This window comes from Paenimyroides ceti (assembly GCF_030409925.1).
This window is the reverse complement of sequence record NZ_JAUFQU010000072.1, coordinates 1-18,013: the sequence shown is the minus strand read 5'-3', so window position 1 is coordinate 18,013 and position 18,013 is coordinate 1. Positions and strand designations below refer to the sequence as shown.

Annotated in this window: 15 protein-coding genes and 6 pseudogenes; 10 read left to right on the top strand and 11 right to left on the bottom strand. The window is 34.6% G+C overall.

The window, feature by feature from the left end:
- Together QW060_RS24580 and QW060_RS24575 are read left to right on the top strand one after the other, a co-directional pair.
- A pseudogene (locus QW060_RS24580) lies at positions 1-397 on the top strand (hypothetical protein); the annotation flags it as partial.
- A complete protein-coding gene (locus tag QW060_RS24575; protein WP_290365343.1) occupies positions 382-1,050 on the top strand; it encodes a baeRF3 domain-containing protein in 669 nt (222 codons plus the stop codon). The pseudogene QW060_RS24580 and the gene QW060_RS24575, both read left to right, overlap by 16 nt.
- An 18-nt stretch (positions 1,051-1,068) precedes the next feature.
- Here the strand turns inward: QW060_RS24575 and kdsB are convergent.
- Positions 1,069-1,812 (bottom strand): annotated as a pseudogene (gene kdsB, locus QW060_RS24570) (3-deoxy-manno-octulosonate cytidylyltransferase).
- Between the two features lie 11 nt (positions 1,813-1,823).
- Positions 1,824-3,252: pseudogene (locus QW060_RS24565) on the bottom strand (ATP-dependent DNA helicase).
- Positions 3,253-3,655: 403 nt separating this feature from the next.
- Here QW060_RS24565 and QW060_RS24560 point away from each other — a divergent pair.
- The 7 genes and pseudogenes from QW060_RS24560 (at position 3,656) to QW060_RS24525 (ending at position 9,840) form a co-directional block, all read left to right on the top strand.
- Positions 3,656-5,623 (top strand): M4 family metallopeptidase, encoded by a 1,968-nt coding sequence (locus QW060_RS24560; protein ID WP_290363101.1) that lies wholly within the window; start codon positions 3,656-3,658, stop codon positions 5,621-5,623.
- Between the two features lie 118 nt (positions 5,624-5,741).
- Positions 5,742-5,909 (top strand): hypothetical protein, encoded by a 168-nt coding sequence (locus QW060_RS24555; protein WP_290365342.1) that lies wholly within the window; start codon positions 5,742-5,744, stop codon positions 5,907-5,909.
- Between the two features lie 28 nt (positions 5,910-5,937).
- Positions 5,938-6,533, top strand: a pseudogene (locus tag QW060_RS24545) (DUF3822 family protein).
- Positions 6,530-6,807 (top strand): annotated as a pseudogene (locus QW060_RS24540) (RsmD family RNA methyltransferase); the annotation flags it as partial. The pseudogenes QW060_RS24545 and QW060_RS24540, both read left to right, overlap by 4 nt.
- A gap of 7 nt (positions 6,808-6,814) precedes the next feature.
- Positions 6,815-8,380, top strand: coding sequence for an HSP90 family protein (locus tag QW060_RS24535; protein ID WP_317623239.1), 1,566 nt, complete (start codon positions 6,815-6,817; stop codon positions 8,378-8,380).
- An 11-nt stretch (positions 8,381-8,391) separates the two neighbouring features.
- On the top strand, positions 8,392-9,462 hold the full coding sequence (locus QW060_RS24530) for a hypothetical protein (RefSeq protein ID WP_290363905.1): 1,071 nt from the start codon (positions 8,392-8,394) through the stop codon (positions 9,460-9,462).
- Between the two features lie 3 nt (positions 9,463-9,465).
- Positions 9,466-9,840 carry a hypothetical protein gene (locus QW060_RS24525; protein WP_290363906.1) on the top strand — a complete coding sequence of 125 codons (375 nt, stop codon included), beginning with the start codon at positions 9,466-9,468 and terminating at the stop codon, positions 9,838-9,840.
- A 34-nt stretch (positions 9,841-9,874) separates the two neighbouring features.
- Here QW060_RS24525 and QW060_RS24520 read toward each other — a convergent pair whose 3' ends face one another.
- The 7 genes and pseudogenes from QW060_RS24520 to QW060_RS24490 all read right to left on the bottom strand — a co-directional run bounded on the left by QW060_RS24520 (position 9,875) and on the right by QW060_RS24490 (position 16,118).
- Complete coding sequence (locus QW060_RS24520) at positions 9,875-10,507, bottom strand: DEAD/DEAH box helicase (protein ID WP_290363907.1); 633 nt, start codon at positions 10,505-10,507, stop codon at positions 9,875-9,877.
- 1 nt (position 10,508) lies between these two features.
- Positions 10,509-11,672: a sigma-54-dependent transcriptional regulator gene (locus tag QW060_RS24515; protein WP_290363908.1), complete on the bottom strand. Its 1,164-nt coding sequence runs from the start codon at positions 11,670-11,672 to the stop codon at positions 10,509-10,511.
- A gap of 6 nt (positions 11,673-11,678) precedes the next feature.
- Positions 11,679-12,974, bottom strand: a complete 1,296-nt coding sequence (locus QW060_RS24510) for an ABC transporter permease (protein ID WP_290363909.1) — start codon at positions 12,972-12,974, stop codon at positions 11,679-11,681.
- The gene (locus QW060_RS24505; RefSeq protein ID WP_290363910.1) at positions 12,974-13,894 is read right to left on the bottom strand and encodes an ABC transporter ATP-binding protein; all 921 of its coding nucleotides are present in this window, start codon (positions 13,892-13,894) and stop codon (positions 12,974-12,976) included. Before QW060_RS24505 ends, QW060_RS24510 begins: the two co-directional genes overlap by 1 nt.
- Positions 13,895-14,064: 170 nt before the next feature.
- A pseudogene (dnaJ, locus tag QW060_RS24500) lies at positions 14,065-15,182 on the bottom strand (molecular chaperone DnaJ).
- A 24-nt stretch (positions 15,183-15,206) separates the two neighbouring features.
- Positions 15,207-15,746: a nucleotide exchange factor GrpE gene (locus tag QW060_RS24495; protein ID WP_290364761.1), complete on the bottom strand. Its 540-nt coding sequence runs from the start codon at positions 15,744-15,746 to the stop codon at positions 15,207-15,209.
- A 141-nt stretch (positions 15,747-15,887) separates the two neighbouring features.
- Positions 15,888-16,118 carry a hypothetical protein gene (locus QW060_RS24490; RefSeq protein WP_290364803.1) on the bottom strand — a complete coding sequence of 77 codons (231 nt, stop codon included), beginning with the start codon at positions 16,116-16,118 and terminating at the stop codon, positions 15,888-15,890.
- Here QW060_RS24490 and QW060_RS24485 point away from each other — a divergent pair.
- On the top strand, positions 16,078-16,590 hold the full coding sequence (locus tag QW060_RS24485) for a YceI family protein (RefSeq protein WP_290364762.1): 513 nt from the start codon (positions 16,078-16,080) through the stop codon (positions 16,588-16,590). The two genes, QW060_RS24490 and QW060_RS24485, sit on opposite strands and share 41 nt — an antisense overlap.
- A 108-nt stretch (positions 16,591-16,698) precedes the next feature.
- Here the strand turns inward: QW060_RS24485 and QW060_RS24480 are convergent, their stop codons facing one another.
- A complete protein-coding gene (locus tag QW060_RS24480) occupies positions 16,699-17,547 on the bottom strand; it encodes a gliding motility-associated C-terminal domain-containing protein (RefSeq protein ID WP_290365339.1) in 849 nt (282 codons plus the stop codon).
- A 20-nt stretch (positions 17,548-17,567) separates the two neighbouring features.
- Positions 17,568-18,013, bottom strand: a 446-nt coding sequence (locus QW060_RS24475) for an immunoglobulin domain-containing protein (RefSeq protein ID WP_290365338.1), incomplete at its 5' end; no start/stop codon positions are given.

Sequence of the window (18,013 nt, the reverse complement as noted above, 5' to 3'; positions counted from 1 at the left end):
AAAATTAGCAAAGGAGAAAAACAAAGCATGTGTAACTATTTCTTTTAATACACACAGAACGATTCCTGATAATCTTCAGGATGAAATCCGATTAAAAAACTATATAAAAGAAGCTGAACAAAGACTTGAATCTGAATTTAACAAAAAAGAAATCGCTTCTCTTTTGTCAAACTTAGAGAAAGTAAAAAGTGGTTTTGAAGTCGATAAAAATATTGAAAGTATTCATATTTTTATTTCCAATGATACCCTTGAAATTATCCGATCAAACTGGCCGGTAACGAATGAGGGGGTACTCATTGATGAGACATTCGCCATACGCTCTCTTATCAAAACTATAATCGTGAAGAAGAATACTATATTCTGTTTCTTACACAAAAGAATGTGCATTTATATTTAGCGAATAATGATGTACTCATACGAGAAATAGAAACAGATGATTTCCCGTTTAATGAAGAAAAGTACAACCTTATCCATTTAAACAAAAAAGCGAACAGTAATGAACATCTTGTAAAGGAGTTTTTTAATATTGTTGATAAAGCCGTTATTGCTGAAATTGGATCTTCTAATCTCAGATGTGTTGTTGCGACCACACATGATAATTTCAATACTTTAAAATTGGTTGCCGACCGGCCTAATTTATACTCCGGACATTTTTCCCTGAATTTCAACAGTTTTACAAAGAAAGACCTGAGTCATGGAGCGTGGGAGATTGTTACCGACTTACAGAAAAAAGAACGCAGTGAACTTATTGAAAAAATGAATCAGGCGGTTTCAAAAGGTGAAGTTCTGACGGATCTTCAGGAAATTTATCAGGCTGCTCTTGATGGAAATGCAGACTTACTTATTGTCCATCAAAATTTCACACAACCTGTAAAAATGAAAGATGAACGCACCTTTGATCTCGCAGAAAATGCCTCTGAAACAGGTGTGATAGATGATATTACAAGTACTATTGCATGGGAAGTAATCAATAAAAACGGTAAAGCAATATTTACCAGTCAGGATGAAATAAAAAATCTCGGGAACATAGCGCTCAAAACCCGTTATTAAATACCAAAAAGGTTCGATTTATATCGAACCTTTTTGTTTTAATAATAGCCTGGCCTGTTCCAAATCTTCACGCGTATCTATTCCTATGCTCGTATGATTTGTTTCCGCCATTTTGATTCGTTTTCCAAATTCAAGGTATCGCAGCTGTTCCAGTTTTTTCTGAAGCTTCAAGTGTTTTCATCGGCAGATTTGAAAAATCAATAAGTGCCTGTTTTCGATAAGCATACACCCCTACATGTTGAAAATAACGAACACCAACATTGATATCCCTCGGATACGGTATCACTGAACGCGAAAAATAAAGTGCAAAATTATTTTGATCTACGACTACTTTTACATTATTCGGATTTTCTATTGCGGCCTGATCTGAAATTTCAAACATTAAAGAGGCTAAGTCTACAGTATGGTTTCTATCTTCATTAAAGATATTAATAAGACTTTCTATATTACTCTTGTTTATAAAAGGCTCATCGCCCTGAACATTAATCACAATATCACATGTAATATTTTCTATGGCTTCAGCAATACGATCACTTCCGCTTTCATGTTCTTTAATGCTCATTACAGCTTTACCTCCATTGTTTACGATCTCATTAAAAATAAGATCAGAATCTGTGACAACAAAAACATCATCAAATAATTGTGTGCCAAGAGCTGCCTCGTAGGTTCTTAAAATTACTGTTTTACCACCAAGATCCTGCATCAGTTTAGCAGAAAACGCGTAGATGCGTATCGTGCCGGTATTACTGCTATTACTTTCATGTTTCTATATATTATTCCTGAAAAAAACTATCTTTAAAACCAATAAGGTATAATTTTTCTTTTGCACGTGTCATTGCTGTGTAGAGCCATCGGATATATTCTTTGGAAATGCCATCTGGTAAATATGGCTGTTCTATAAATACGGTATTCCACTGTCCCCCCTGAGATTTATGACAGGTTACCGCATAAGCAAATTTAATCTGTAAAGCGTTAAAATATTCATTTTCTTTTACTTTTTGCATTTTTTTATAAGCTGTTCGCTCATCTTCATAATCCAATAATACTTCCTGATACAATTTATTGGTTTCGTCGTAAGACAGAGAAGCAGATTCCGATTCTAAAGTACTCAGAAATACAATCGTATCAAATGGCTGAAGTGCCGGATAATCGATCATACGGACTTTTACCGAAGCAAATCTAAACCCGTATAATTCTACTATTTTATAAATCTGTAGAATTTCCATGATATCTCCATTTGCAATAAAGTCGGTAACAGTCTGGTTGTCTTTGAGCCAAAAATAATTATTCTTTACAACCATAACCATATCACCAACTGATATTTCACTTTCTTTATCTAATATTTTTATAGCGGATCTGCTGATTGTACTGGTTGGCTCTTTTATTGGAACGAACTATGAAAACCGTTTCTTCTACTCCATGGTTACTGTAGGCATCCTGAATAGCGTCCAGTATCTCATACCCATCCTGCAGAGGAACGATATCATTAAATGGTTTTACATCAAACTGAAAAGTATCTAAAAAATAAGAATCTAAAAGTTCTCTTAACTCAGTAGCATTATATAAGATACCGGAATCTAACTCCTGGCGCATTACTTCATCCAACTCAATATGAGTAACTTCCATCTGATAATTGAGAGAAAGTGTATCAGTATTGAGCGCCGGACTTACTTCCTGATGCACGGGTGGTAACTGTGCCGTATCTCCTACTAAAATCAATTTACAATTTTGTCCTGAATAGACATAATACAATAAATCATCCAATAACGAACCATTAGTGTACATATTAGTATCTGTACTCACATCAGAAATCATGGAAGCTTCATCGACGATAAAAATGGTATTTTTAAATTTATTAGCTTGCATGGTAAATGCCATTCCAGTATTCTTATCTTTTTTAGGATAATAAATACGCTTGTGTATGGTATATGCCGGTTGACTGGAGTAGTTAGCAATAACCTTAGCAGCTCTACCGGTTGGTGCCAGCATTACATATTTTTTATTGATGTGACGAAGCTGATTAATAAGAGTAGAAATCAATGTCGTTTTACCAGTACCTGCATATCCTTTTAAAACAAATATTTCATCTTGCTGATCATTTGTAACAAACTGGACTACCTTTTGTAAGAAAATATCCTGTTTCAAAGTAGTCTCAAAAGGGAATTTACTTTTAACCAAATGATAAAATTCTGAAGGAGTCATCAATGTAATTCTTTTAATAAATTAAGTTATCAAAGATAAGATGTTTTTAAATCAGAATAAGATTTGTGGAAGTTTTAAAAACTTTAAAATAACAGTAAGTCTTTTTAAGATAAAAAATAATAAAACACTCATAAACAATAGATTAAACTCTTTTTTATTTTGATCTGAAACTCAATGTGTCTATAATGGCTCCTAAAATATTGAATAAGAATTATTTTTTTAACAATTAAAATCAATATAGAAAAAATAATACAAAATAAAAAACATCAAAAACTCATTTAAATCTTAAATAAAATAGTTATGAGTAGTACTGTTAAACTAATGCTTAAAACATCTCAATACAACAAATTGAACTTTCTTTTTTCTAAATTTGGGAAATCATTTTCAATTAAAAGACGAAAAAATGGAGAGAAACAACATTTTATTTAACAGAGAAGTACTGTCATTTTTATTGGGTACTTCTTCGATTTTTACATTTTCCAACACCTTATATGCAAACAAATTACCCGGAAATTTCAACAGTACACATCAGATAATTTCAGACAACAAACTACCTAAAGTAGTAGTATTGAATACATACGGTTCTTTTGTCTCAGAGTTAGAAAACTATTCCATTCCTACCACCGAATTAACAGGAAGTTTCAACGAATGGTTTTCATTAGATGCTAAGCATACTTTTGAACTCGTTAAAGAGTATACAGATGCATTAGGTATTAATCATCAAAGCTATCAGCATCTTTTTGATGGTCATAAAATAGATGGAGAATTCATTCTGGTACATTCAAAAAATAATATCGTTCAGGTAGTAAACGGACAAATCAGTCAATTTAAAGAATTAAATACAACTGCCTCTGTTACTGATGAAGATGCCATTGCAGCTTCAGTAAGACATTTTGGTATTGAAAATGCTACCATCAATGCTGTAGAAAATGTCATTGCAAAAATACCTGTAGAAGGAAATGCGCAATTGGTTTTCATAAAAAAAATAACCCTTTCTTCTGCCTTTCCACTTAAAAGTATGGTATTATATATTGACGCGCAGTCTGGTGCTGTCATTAATGAATATAGTAAAATCAAACACGCAGATGTACAGGGAACAGGAACTACATATTACAGAAATACACAGCCGATTACAGTTGACAGTTACAACGGACAATACCGATTAAAGGATACCGGACGTAACATTCATACCTTAAACGGAACAAACATTAACGGAATAAACAATGGAGTCTTTACAGGAACTTCAGAATACACGAGTTCTTCAACTACTTTTAACTCAGTTTCCGCAAGACCGGCTGTAGAGGTTCATTGGGGAATGGGTAAAACGTATGATTATTATAAAAACATACACAACAGAAACAGTTTTGACGGTAATGGTGCTATCGTAAGAAATTACTATAATGCAGGAGCAATTATGGGTACAGATTCTAATGCAGGAGCAATCGATCAGCCGGACTTTATTGTAGGAATGGTTTATGGAAGCGGTGAAGCTGGTTTTATGACTCCGGTAGTAGGATTAGATGTTGCCGGACATGAATATTCTCACTTAGTAATTTCAAGAAGTGATAATGGAGATTTGACCTATCAGGGTGAATCAGGTGCATTAAATGAAAGTTTTGCTGATATATTTGGAACAGCTATTGAATTTTACACCAATTTATCGCCAAACTGGACTGTAGGTGAAGATGTGTTTACACCATCTCCAGGGTATATGAGAAGTATGTCTGCTCCAAAATCAGGAAGTGCAATGTATGGGCTGCAACAGCCAGACACCTATAAGGGAACATACTGGGCATCAACAACCTCACCGGTAGATGATGGTGGTGTGCATATCAATAGTGGTGTAGGAAATCACTGGTTCTATTTACTTAGCGTAGGTGGTTCAGGAACCAATGATATTAATAATCAATATAATGTAACTGGTATTAGCATACAAAAAGCAGAAAAAATTGCTTACAGAACCCTTAATATGCTGACTCCAAACGCACAATATATCGATGCTTATAATGCATCAAGAATTGCTGCTGCTGATTTATACGGCGCTAATTCAAATGAATTAAAACAAGTAGGCGAAGCATGGTGGGCAGTGGGTATTGGTGACAGAAGTGCAGCTGTAAGTGAAAATGAATTCAACAATAACATTTCTGTATATCCAAATCCAACAATTGATAAAATCTTTACTATAAATGTCGGTTTATCTGAAGCTACTACTTTTGAAATTTATAATATCTTAGGTAAAAAAATAAGAAATTCAGTTAGTCTGGAAGAAGGACAAAATACCATCAATGTATCAGAGGTACAGGCAGGTATCTACCTTCTGAAATTCAATGTAAACGGAAAATCTTTTTCTAAAAAACTAATCATCAAATAATTATTCGATTGATTTACTTATCTGAAAGCCGGTTTAATGCCGGCTTTTATCATAAATAAGAAATGTGTCTTTTTAATGTTAATCAATAAAAGCGTACATTTGCTGAAATTGTTTAGGCATGAATACCCAGCTATATAATCGATTGATCATTAAAGTTTCTTTAAATGAATTTTCATTTGGAATCAAGAATAAATTAAACAATGAAATCTCTCATTTAAAAAGTATCAGTCTCAATCAACTGGCACCCCTGGAAAACCAGTTAGAAGTTATTTTCAGCAAAAAATGAGCTCCTACAGGTTTCTTACGATGATATATTGGTTTTGCATGACAATTCCCTAAATACATTTGTCCCAAGTGCTTTATTTGACGCAGATAATCTGGGGAGTTATTTACAATATAACGTAAAGATATTTCCTACAGATTATTTTGATTATGATGAAATTTCTTCTCATCAATTACAGAATATTTACATTCCTTATGTACAATTCAATAATTTTTTATTGACCAATTCGGAGGTTTTACTTTCAAAAATGTAAACACAGCCTTCCTAGAATATATTTTACAAACCGATTTCCCTTCAGGAGTTTCTTCTGTTTACAGTTGTATTTCAGAACATCATTTTGAAGTAATTGTGATGAAAGGAAACGAGTTTATCTTTTTTAATAGTTTTGAATACCAAACTGCACAGGATTTTATATACTATATTCTGTTTGTTTTTGAACAGCTTAAGCTCGACACTCATCAGCATACTTTACATCTTTTCGGACAAATTGATAGCGGATCAGAATTATTCACTTTGGCATATACCTATATAAAAAATATTGTTGTATACGATCATAAAACACAGGCGAGTGTCTTTAACATTACAGAAGATGAGCTCAAAAAACACTTTATTTTATTAAACTCATGAGAATAATTTCCGGAAAATATAAAGGCCGCAGAATTACTGCACCCAAAAAACTACCTGTACGTCCAACAACAGATTTGAGTAAAGAATCTTTATTCAATATATTAAACCACCATTTCAACTTTTCAGAATTGACTATTCTTGACCTATTTTCAGGAACTGGAAACATCAGTTATGAATTTGCTTCCAGAGGTTCAGAAGAAATTACATCGGTTGATACTGATTTTGCTGTGTCAACTTTATCAAACAAACGGCTAAAGAATTTGATATGAACATCACCCTGTATCGGACTCAAAGAAAGTGAAATTCACCAGTTTCTCTCTGTTATCGGTGAAAGTTCTAAAAGAAAAGATGCCGATGATGCCCGTGACTTTATAGGTAAATTCGGAATAGGAATGCTTTCCTGTTTTGTAGTCAGTGAAAAAATAATTATTGAAACACGGTCTGCTTATGATGATAAAGGATTTCGCTGGACAGCGTTCAGTGATGGAAATTATGAAATTGAGGCATTGACCTCGTCCATGCCTATTGGTACGAAAGTATATCTTACTCCTAAAGACAAATATGCGCATTTATTCAGTTATGCTCATTTTATTCCTCAGATAAAATATTACGGAGATGCTCTTTCTGAAAAAATTGTCATCTTACATGAAAGCAAACAGACCATACTCAATGAAGAGCAGCCACAGTGGTTACAGAAAGGCAGTGATAAAGAAGCTTTGCTGCAATCCGGAAGAGAGTTGTTTAATGTTCCTTTTTTAGATGCTGTTCCTTTTGAGACTGAAGCCGGAAAGTGTCAGGGTGTAATGTATATACTGCCTTATAAAACGCAATTTTCTGCCAAGCAAAATCATCGTCTTTACCTCAAAAGAATGTTCTTATCTGATACGGATAACAGTCTGTTGCCTCCCTGGGCATTTTTTGTAAGGATACTGATGAACAGTAATGAACTCAGTGCTACTGCATCGAGAGAATCTTTTATGCAGAATGATGAGTTGCGCGCTACACGAAAAGAAATCGGACAAGTACTAAAAGAGTATCTAAAAAGCATCCGGAAAGTAGATCAGGCAATCTATTTCAAAATAATTCAGATTCATTTTCTACATCTGAAAGCTATTGCTATTGAAGATGCGGAATTTCTGGAATTGCTGGCTGATGATCTTCCTTTTGAAACCAACAAAGGGTTCAGAAGTTTTAAGCATCTGACGGATGAAACCCAAACGCTGTATTATGCATCCGATTATGAAGATTTTAAACAGTTGCAACGCATTGCCCAATCTCAGGGGACTTTGCTTATCAATGCTTCTTATACATTTGACGAAGAGCTGTTAAAAAAAATAGCCCGTATGCGACCACAATTGAAACTGGAGGAAATGACGCCTTCAAGACTGTTGAATTCTTTTATTTCACTGGATGTTGAAGAAGAAATAAAACATCTTTCCTTTCTAAACAGAGTAGAAGAAACTTTAAAAGATTTTAATTGTGAATGCCAGTTAAAACACTTTAAACCTACAGACACAACAGCCATCTATACACGTCCGGAAGAAAACAGTCATACCGCTACTATACGGCAAGTAAAGCAATCGTCGAATCCGTTTGCAGGAGCTCTTTCTTCTTTTGGAAATACAGCTTCTAAAAAGGCGACTTTTTGTCTTAACATTGACAATCAACTGGTAAAAAACATTACTTCTATTAACGATGATTTCTTATTTCAATCCGTTATTGAGGTTTTGTATGTGCAAGCTATCATTATGGGAAAATATACCGTAAGTGAAAAAGAAATGGCCTTATTTAATGAAGCTCTTAATAATCTGATGGTGATGGGACTCACCAATTTTGTAAATTTATAATAACAAGAAGTATGTACACGCTGAAAATACAGAAAATATTAAATGAAATCAACCGATTAAATATTCCTGCCGAAAAAGTAAAATTATTGAAAAAGGCTATTGCAATTGCAGACGAAAATGAAGATATTGAATGGGGATATGACTTGCGTCTGATTCTTATTGATACGGAACGCGATTTGGCATTTTCAAACGAATCAATCCCTGCTTTTGCCTGGTTATTGCAAGCCTACGAACAACATCCGGATGTTTTTGACGAAAATGATTTCTTATGGCAATACAAATGGATGATGTCGGAATTATATGACAATCCTAAAGTAAGCAGAGAACAGATAGAAAATGCATTGGAAGACTTTAAAATGCGCCTTCAGAGAAACGGGTATGGCATCAGAGCTTATTACAACGAGTTATTTAATGATTGTATTGTGCAGAAAAACATAACAGCATTAGATCATGCAATGCAAGAAGTAAACAAGGTTCCACGTGATGGAATGAGTGATTGTGAAGCTTGTGAGATGGATGCTGAAGTAACTGCTTTCTTATATACAAGAGGGTTTGATGAAGCCTATAAAAAAGCATTGCCATTGCTCGACAAACAATATACCTGTCTGCATGTACCAATGCGTACCCTGGTTAACCTGTGCTATGCCGCTTATAAGAATAACAGAGAAGAAGTTGCTGCCTCTCTGTATCCGAAATGTCAGGATGAAATTGCCAAACTGGCCAACGACACATCCGTTTTGTTATCAGCAATCAAACTAAGCGTTTATATGGCTGCAAAATATCCGCAAGAAGCTCATAAATGGATTGAAAAATATCTTCCTTTGGCTGACGGTCCTCAGAACAGACTACTGTTTTCTTTTTCAATGTATCTGATTGAAGCTTTACAGCTGCTTGAAGACGGGCTGATATTTGTGGTTGATCTTCCGGAACAGCACAGCTTGTACCAGTCTCATAAGAATCAGTTTACAAAAGAAGAATTGCTCGCCCATTATATGCCACTTGCAAAAAATATTGCGCAGCAATTTGATGAAAGAAACAGCAATAGCAATTTTATGCGGCAATATCAAGAACTTATTTCTTAGTTTATGTTTACCTTGATTCGCCAGCTTTTCGGCAAAAAAAACAAAACGCCGGATTCCATCATAAAAACGCATACAGATGACTTTCCTTCAGAATCTATCAATGTTGAGAAAATTATAAGTGTTGAAAATGATCTGGATTTCTTAAAGAACAAACTATTCTTTGACTTTAAAAAGGATGAGAAAATAAGTACAGTAGAATTATATAAGCTTCTGAATCATTACAAAAAAGTATCAGACAGAGAGGTCAATGAAGTTGAAAAAAAAAGAACTCTTGCTTTGGATAAAAAAGATACCCAACAATTAATTGATTTGGTAACAACATCACACAATGAGCAAGAAATCCTTTCATGTTTATTGCTTCTTGAGAAGAGGATATAAAAAAAGATTAGCTAAAGCTAATCTTTTTTTATTTTCAAATATCTTCTTCTGTTTCTTCTTCCTTATCAAACCAGAATGAATCGAGCATGGTTTTATCCACGAAAGCATCGAGACGTTCATAATAATCACCGGATACATAAAGCCTTTGCGTTTTTCCAATGCTTTCAGACAAGCGGTATAATTTTGGTTCAAGCCGTAAACGCAGTAACTGATCTACATCATTAATCACAAACATTTTTAACTGATTAATGTCAAATCCTGCAGAGCCAAACATCAGATTCAGGCGCTCAGGGGTACCGATCAATACATCAAGCCCCAGAGAAATCATGTTTTTATCTTCGTCTAAATTGGTTTTTTCATGTACTCCATAGAAACGCAAATCGGTATATTTTCCGTATGCTCTGAATTTATCTAATAGCGACAGTACTTCAGGCTTATCTTTAACCATTATCAATGCTCTCGGAGATTCTAAAACGGCTTTTTCTAATCGTTGTATCGTTGTAATAACAATAATATCTTCTCTCTCAGCAACGTCTTCTGAAACGATTACAACATCATTTCCACTTTTAATAGTTCCGAAACAGGCTTTTAATAAAGGTGTAGGCTCCAGTAATTGGCTGCTGATTAATCCTTCTTTTAAATTTTCGTTTATCTTTTTTAACTTCATATTATTTTGATGCAAACATTTGGACATCAGATTTAGTAATCTCCTGTCCTCCTAAAATTATCAGTCTCTCTACTACATTTCTCAGTTCCCGGATGTTCCCTGTCCAGTTGTATTCCTGAAGCAATTCTAAAGCATCAGCAGAAATACGCTTAGGGGTATTACCGTTTTCTGTTGCAATTTTTTGAATAAAATGTTCAATAAGCATAGGAATGTCACTGCGTCTGTCATTTAGTGAAGGTACATTGATCAGAATTACAGCCAAGCGATGGTAAAGATCTTCTCTGAAACGACCTTCTTCAATTTCTTTTCGCAAATCTTTATTTGTAGCAGCTATAACCCGCACATCAATCTTTATATCTTTATCCGCTCCAACCCGGGTAATGATATTTTCCTGTAAGGCGCGTAATACTTTTGCTTGGGCAGAAAGACTCATATCCCCTATTTCATCCAGAAAAATAGTTCCTTTGTCAGCAGCTTCGAATTTTCCTGCACGATCTTTTACAGCAGAGGTAAAAGCACCGCGCACGTGTCCGAATAATTCGCTTTCAATGAGTTCTGAAGGGATAGCCGCACAGTTTACTTCAATCAGAGGGTAAGCAGACCTGTTACTTTTTTCATGTAAATTATGCGCCACCAGTTCTTTTCCGGTTCCATTCGGACCTGTAATCAACACACGGGCATCGGTTTCAGCAACTTTATCAATCATTTGTTTGATATGCTGAATAGGTTCACTTTCTCCAATCATCTGATAATTTTTTCCGACTTTTTTCTTAAGCCTTTTGTTTTCTACCACAAGTGATTTTTTATCGAGTGCATTTCTCACTGTTGTCAGTAAACGATTCAAATCCGGCGGTTTAGATATATAATCGAAAGCCCCTAACCGCATGGTGTTGACAGCTGTTTCCAGATCACCATGACCTGATATCATGATAAAAGGAATTTCCGGTTTTATTTTTTTGGCTTCCTGTATTACTTCTTCACCATCTTTTCTTGGCATTTTGATATCACAGATAATGAGATCATATTCTTCACTTTTAATTTTTTCGATTCCTTCTTCTCCATTCTCCGCTTCATCTACTACATAAGAATCGCTTTCTTCAGAGAGAATTTTAGATAAAACTCTTCTGATGGCTGCTTCATCTTCTATTATTAATATTCTCGACATTCTTATTTAATATTTTAACCATTTTAATAATTCTTTCCATGTAGGTTTCTTACCATACATTAAAATTCCTACACGGTATATTTTTGCTGCTACCCATACTATGCCAATAAAGGTAACAAATAATATAACTAACGAAATGATAATTTGTGAGGTAGGCACGCCAAACGGTATTCTCATCAGCATTACTATTGGTGAAGTGAGTGGTATCATTGAGAAAACAGTTGCTACTGTTCCGTGTGGTTCATTCATTACTGCGAAAAATCCCACATAAACGCCAAGCATCAGCGGCATGATGACCGGAAATAAAAATTGCTGAGAATCTGTTTCATTGTCAACAGCAGCCCCGATAGCAGCATATAATGAGCTGTAAAGAAAATAGCCTCCGATAAAATAAAAGATGAAGTAAAAAAACAGGCTTCCTAATGGCAACATCATTATTTCTTTATAATACATCTGTACTTTATCCAAAAGCTCACCTGAATTGAGGGCTGCCAATTCTGTATTGGTAGCTGTAGTACTCAAACCAAACATACTGTTTACCACAAATATCAATATTCCGCCAACAATTGCCCAAATTGCAAATTGGAGAATTCCGGCAAATGTGGTGCCTATGATTTTGCCCAACATTAATTGAAACGGTTTTACAGAAGAAACGATAATCTCTATAATTCGATTTGTTTTTTCTTCTATTACGCTACGCATCACAAGATTTCCATAGATGATGATAAACATCATGATCAGATATCCAAAAACGGTTCCTATGGCAATTTTTATTTCATTGAGTCCTTTAACAGTCTCTTCACCACTCGATTTTACCAGATTGATCGTAACATTCGTTTTAGCTTTATCAATAACCAGGGTATCAAACCCCTGATTGCTCAGATTGTATTTGGTCAGTTTACGGTTCATGGTATTTTCTACCTGTGAAACGAAACCTAAACTCGGACTATCTTCAGAAATATACTGTATGCCGTTTTCGTATTTTCCGATACTGTCATATTTAGGAATATACAACACACCTTCATAAGCCTTACGGGAAATACTGTCTGTAAGAATTTCCTTTGGAACCAAAGAAACATCATAGTATTTATATTCTTTATTACTTTTGAATTCTTTTACAAAGAGCCCACTTTCATCATGAACACCTATATTTTTGACTTCTGAACGTATGCTGCCTAAATAACCGATAAGAACGGCAATACCGACAAATATAAGCGGACTCACAAAAGTCATTACAATAAAAGATTTGTTGCGCACTTTCGCAATAAATTCCCTTTTAATAATCAATGATAGTACTCCCATTATTTTTCACTTACTGTTTGAATAAAAATATCATTTACACTCGGAATGTGTTCTACAAAATGTGTGATTTCACCATGCTGTACCAAACGCTGCATAAGTTCATTTGTAGAGAAATTTCCTAAAGACACATTGAGCTGTACTTCATTGTCAAGACTCTTAAAACTCGTTTGTTTATAGTCAAAATCACGTAATGATGCTTGTAAAAGATCTGGCTGTGATGTTTTTATCCCAACCTGATAGGTGTTGCTACGATAAGCTCTCTTTACATCGAGTAATTTTCCATCGAGCAGTTTATTGGACTTATGAATTAATGCAATTTCATCACATAATTCTTCCACACTTTCCATACGATGGGTAGAAAAGATTATAGTGCTTCCTTTTTGCTTTAACTCCAGGATTTCATCTTTGATAATATTGGCGTTTACAGGATCAAAACCGGAAAACGGCTCATCAAATATGAGTAGTTTTGGTTGATGTAATACAGTAACGACAAATTGAATTTTTTGTGCCATTCCTTTTGATAATTCCTGTATTTTTTTATTCCACCAATCACTTATTTCGAGTTTATCGAACCAATACTGCAATTGCTTTTTTGCTTCCGCTTTGCTCAAACCTTTCAGCTGAGCAAGGTACATAGCCTGCTCACCTACCTTCATGGTTTTATACAATCCGCGCTCTTCCGGCATATATCCGATGTGTCTTACATGATGCGGAGATAATTTTTCTCCATCTAACAAAACCTGTCCGCTGTCCGGGTAAGTAATTTGATTGATGATGCGAATCAGAGAAGTTTTTCCGGCGCCGTTTGGTCCTAAAAGACCAAAGATACTTCCTTTAGCTATATTTAAAGAAACTCCGTTTAAAGCTACTTTTTCGCTGTATTTCTTTGTTACATTATGTACTTCAAGAATGTTTTCCATGAAAAGTATATTTTTTGTAAATGTAATAATAATGTCTTGTTATTAATTGCTAAATAACGGTATTTCATAAAAAAACCCATCCCTGTTTACACAGGGATGGAAAAAATTGCTATGAAAAAGAAAATCCACCGTTTTATAAGTGTGTTTCAAAATTATAAATTATTTTTTAATTAAGAAAACATTTCTTTTACTTTTTCAAAAAAGATTTATCATTTTTCTGTGGATTTGGTTTAAAATTTTCCTCATCCTTCATTTTTTCGAAAAATTCTTTTTGTTCTTTTGTTAATTTTTTAGGTGTCCAGACGTTTACATGTATGAGAAAATCTCCCGTTCCATAACCATTTATGCTTGGTAAACCTTTTCCTTTTAATCTTAAAATTTTACCAGACTGTATACCTTCTTCGAGATTGATGCGTACTTTTCCATTTACAGTATCAATTTCTTTCGAACCGCCTAAAGCAGCTTCTGAGAAACTTATGTATAAATCGAAATGGATGTTTTCTCCTTCTCTTTTTAATGTATCATGTTCAATTTCTTCAATCACCACAATCAGATCTCCGGGAATGCTATTAGCACCAGGAGCATCATTACCTTTACCGGAAACTTTTAACTGAATACCTTCTGTTACTCCAGCCGGAATTTTGATCGAAACGGTTTCTTCTGCAAAAACCATCCCGTCACTGTCAGCGCCTGCCGGTCTTGAATCAATCATCTGTCCTGCACCACCACATGTCGGACATGGAGAAGATGTCTGCATTCTACCTAAAATAGTATTGGCAATCTTAGTTACCTGACCCGTACCATTACAGGTAGTACAACTTTTATAGGTAACTCCTGCAGCCTGTACCTTTCTTTTTACTTTGACTTTTTTCTCAACTCCTTTGGCAATGTCTTCAATGGTAAGTTTTACTTTGATACGCAAATTAGTTCCTTTGACTCTGCGAACACCTCCGCCACCGCCGAAGCCGCCAAAACCACCAAAACCTCCGCCACCGAAAATGTCTCCAAACTGACTGAAGATGTCTTCCATATTATTGAAACCACCTCCGCCAAAACCACCGGCACCATCAAATGCGGCATGACCATACTGATCATATTTGGCCTTTTTGTCAGGATCACTCAATATTTCATATGCCTCAGCAGCCAGCTTAAAGTTTTCTTCTGCTTCTTTATTTCCTGGATTTTTATCCGGATGGAATTCGATTGCTTTTTTTCTGTAAGCTTTCTTTATAGCAGCAGCATCAGCTCCTTTATCAATTCCTAATATTTCGTAATAATCTTTTTTCATCGTTGTAAGTAAGTACCTTATATATTATTGTCCGATAACTACCTTAGGGAAACGGATAATTTTATCACCCAATTTGTAACCTTTTTCAATAATATCTACTATTTTTCCTTTCATTTCATCACCCGCAGGAACCTGAGTTACCGCTTCAGCCAAATCAGCATTGAATACATCTCCTTTAGCAATATCCACTAACATAAGACCTTTTGAAGACAATGTGTCACGCAGCTTACTTGAAATCAGAGAAAAACCTTTAAGATCCGTTTCCAGGTCTCTGGCTTCTATTTGTTCCAACGCACGATCAAAATCATCTAAGACCGGTAATAAAGAGGTGATAACACCTTCACTGGCAGTAGACATTAACTCTAATCTTTCTTTAGCAGTACGTCTTCGGAAATTTTCAAATTCAGCAAAAAGTCTCAAAAATTTATCCTTTTCTTTTTCTAATTCCGCTTCAAAACTATTTTCTTCAACAGCCTCAGTATTTTGCTCCTGTGCCTCTACCGGATTGATATCCATTTCTTTATCATTAACATCCTGGATGTTTTCATTATTTTCAGTTGCCATAATTTTCAGTACATAATTATAATTACACACGTTATAACAAATTCATTGCCATTTAATGCTGTTCTGTCAAGATGTCACTTAATTAACATAGATTAAGAAATTTAAATTTTAACAGTAATTAGAAATATGTACTGGTTTTTGTTATAAATTTGCATTAAATAAAAAATGTAATATAATTATGAAAAAAAATGTATTAGCTGTATTTGCTATTGCAGCATTATCTTTAACTGCTTGTAAAAAAGAAAGTTCTGTAGAAACTGGTGATGCAGTTGAAACAACAACTCCATCTACTGAAGCAGTAAAATACACTGCACAGGCAGCAGATTCTAAAATCGAATGGGAAGGTGGTAAAGTATCTGGTGGTAAACACATGGGAACAATCAACCTTAAAGAAGGTGAAGTGTTTGTAAAAGACGGAAAAGTAACAAATGGTAAATTTGTTATTGATATGAACTCTATCAATGTTACAGATTTAACTGACGCTGAAGAGAAAGCAGGATTAGAAGGTCACTTAAAAGGTGCTACTGATGAGAATGCAGACCACTTCTTCAATACTAAAAAATATCCAAACGGAACTTTTGAAATTACTAATGTAACAGAAGAAAACGGAAAACAAATGGTTGAAGGGAATCTAACATTGAAAGAAGTTAGTCATTCAATTAAATTTCCTGCAACAATCACTGTTACGGATAATGATGTAACTGTTGTATCAGACGCATTCAACATCGACAGAACAAAATGGGGTGTGAACTTTAACTCAGGATCTGTTGTAAAAGACCTTGCTGGTGATAAAGTAATCAAAGATGAAATCACGATCAAATTAAGCGTAAAAGCTACTAAATAATAATCAAGATTATTATTTATAAAAAAGCCGGAGTGTAACTCCGGCTTTTCTTTTTAAAACAGATATAAGATACAGATCAATAAAGTAGTATGAAGATCTGCTTTATAATTATTTTACTTCCCGTAACAAATATACATAACCCGTTAATTCTTCACTTACTGTAACTATACGATAGTAGTAAGTACCATCAGGTAATGATTTCCCGGCAGAATCCTGTCCTGTCCATTGATTGTTATATCCGTTAGCATGATGGTATACCTGTTTACCGTATCTGTTATAAATACTTACCTCCAAAGGATGGTAATTTGTCAGATCAAAAGCATCATTTAGTCCATCTCCGTTAGGAGAAATCCCTTTCTGTACAGAGCAATTGATCACCTCAACTCTTTGTTCTGTACTGGCAATACATCCCTCATTGTTTACAGAATTGATATAATATAAGTGTGTACCATATTTCAAAATACTTCCTGTACTTAAAACGGTTCCTTTTCCGTATTCTTCCGTACTATAAAATTGATTTTCCGGTAAAGCTGGTAAAATATATTGTGTACAGATTACAACATCGCCAAAAGAAACAGGCAGCACTACTTCTGATTCGATTAATTGAAAACTTGTAATTGTTTTACAGCCTGTAGTTTCATCAATAATCAACACATAAATAGTAACCGGCAATGCCATTGGATAAAACTCTTTTGGATTATCTATAGAATTACTTTGAGTTTGAGCCTGCTGTTCTGATATGTAATAAGAGATATGAATATCTGATTCTGTTTGTGCCCGAAGTTCAGATTCAATAATTGTCAGATCTGTTCGATCCACAAGTCCATCATACACACAGAGTTTAATACTTTCAGGTCCTTTTACAAAATCTGTTGTCTTACTAATGATCATAAAAGTAATTAGTTCGACACAGCCGGTTGTTTTATTTAACAAACTTACATATATATTTTGTGGCAATTGAGCAGGCGTATAATTGGTTATATCCGTAATAGGGTCAACCCATCAATCGCATCATTTTCCGATTCATAAAAATATAGTTCAGTCTGATCCACATCAATAAGGAGTTGTGATTCAATAAACTGTTTGTTTATGGTAATGTCTAAAGGTGTTACAGTTGTACCAAAAACACAAGTTTCGAGGGTTGGTATATCGGCACCGGAATATATACTCGGATACATTTCTATTGTTACTTCATCAGAAATAATACATGCAGAACCATAACGGGCATCTAATCTGTAAATCCCGGGTGTTGATACTGTTAATGAAGGCTGGTTGGCTCCTGAAATGAGCAGATCATTTTTATACCATTGGAAAGTATATATCTGAGGATTTAAATCGGTATTCAATACAGCGCTGTCTCCGTTGCATAAAGCAGTATTTGATTCGATAAGATAATCAGGCCCGAGATCCAAGACATCAGGTA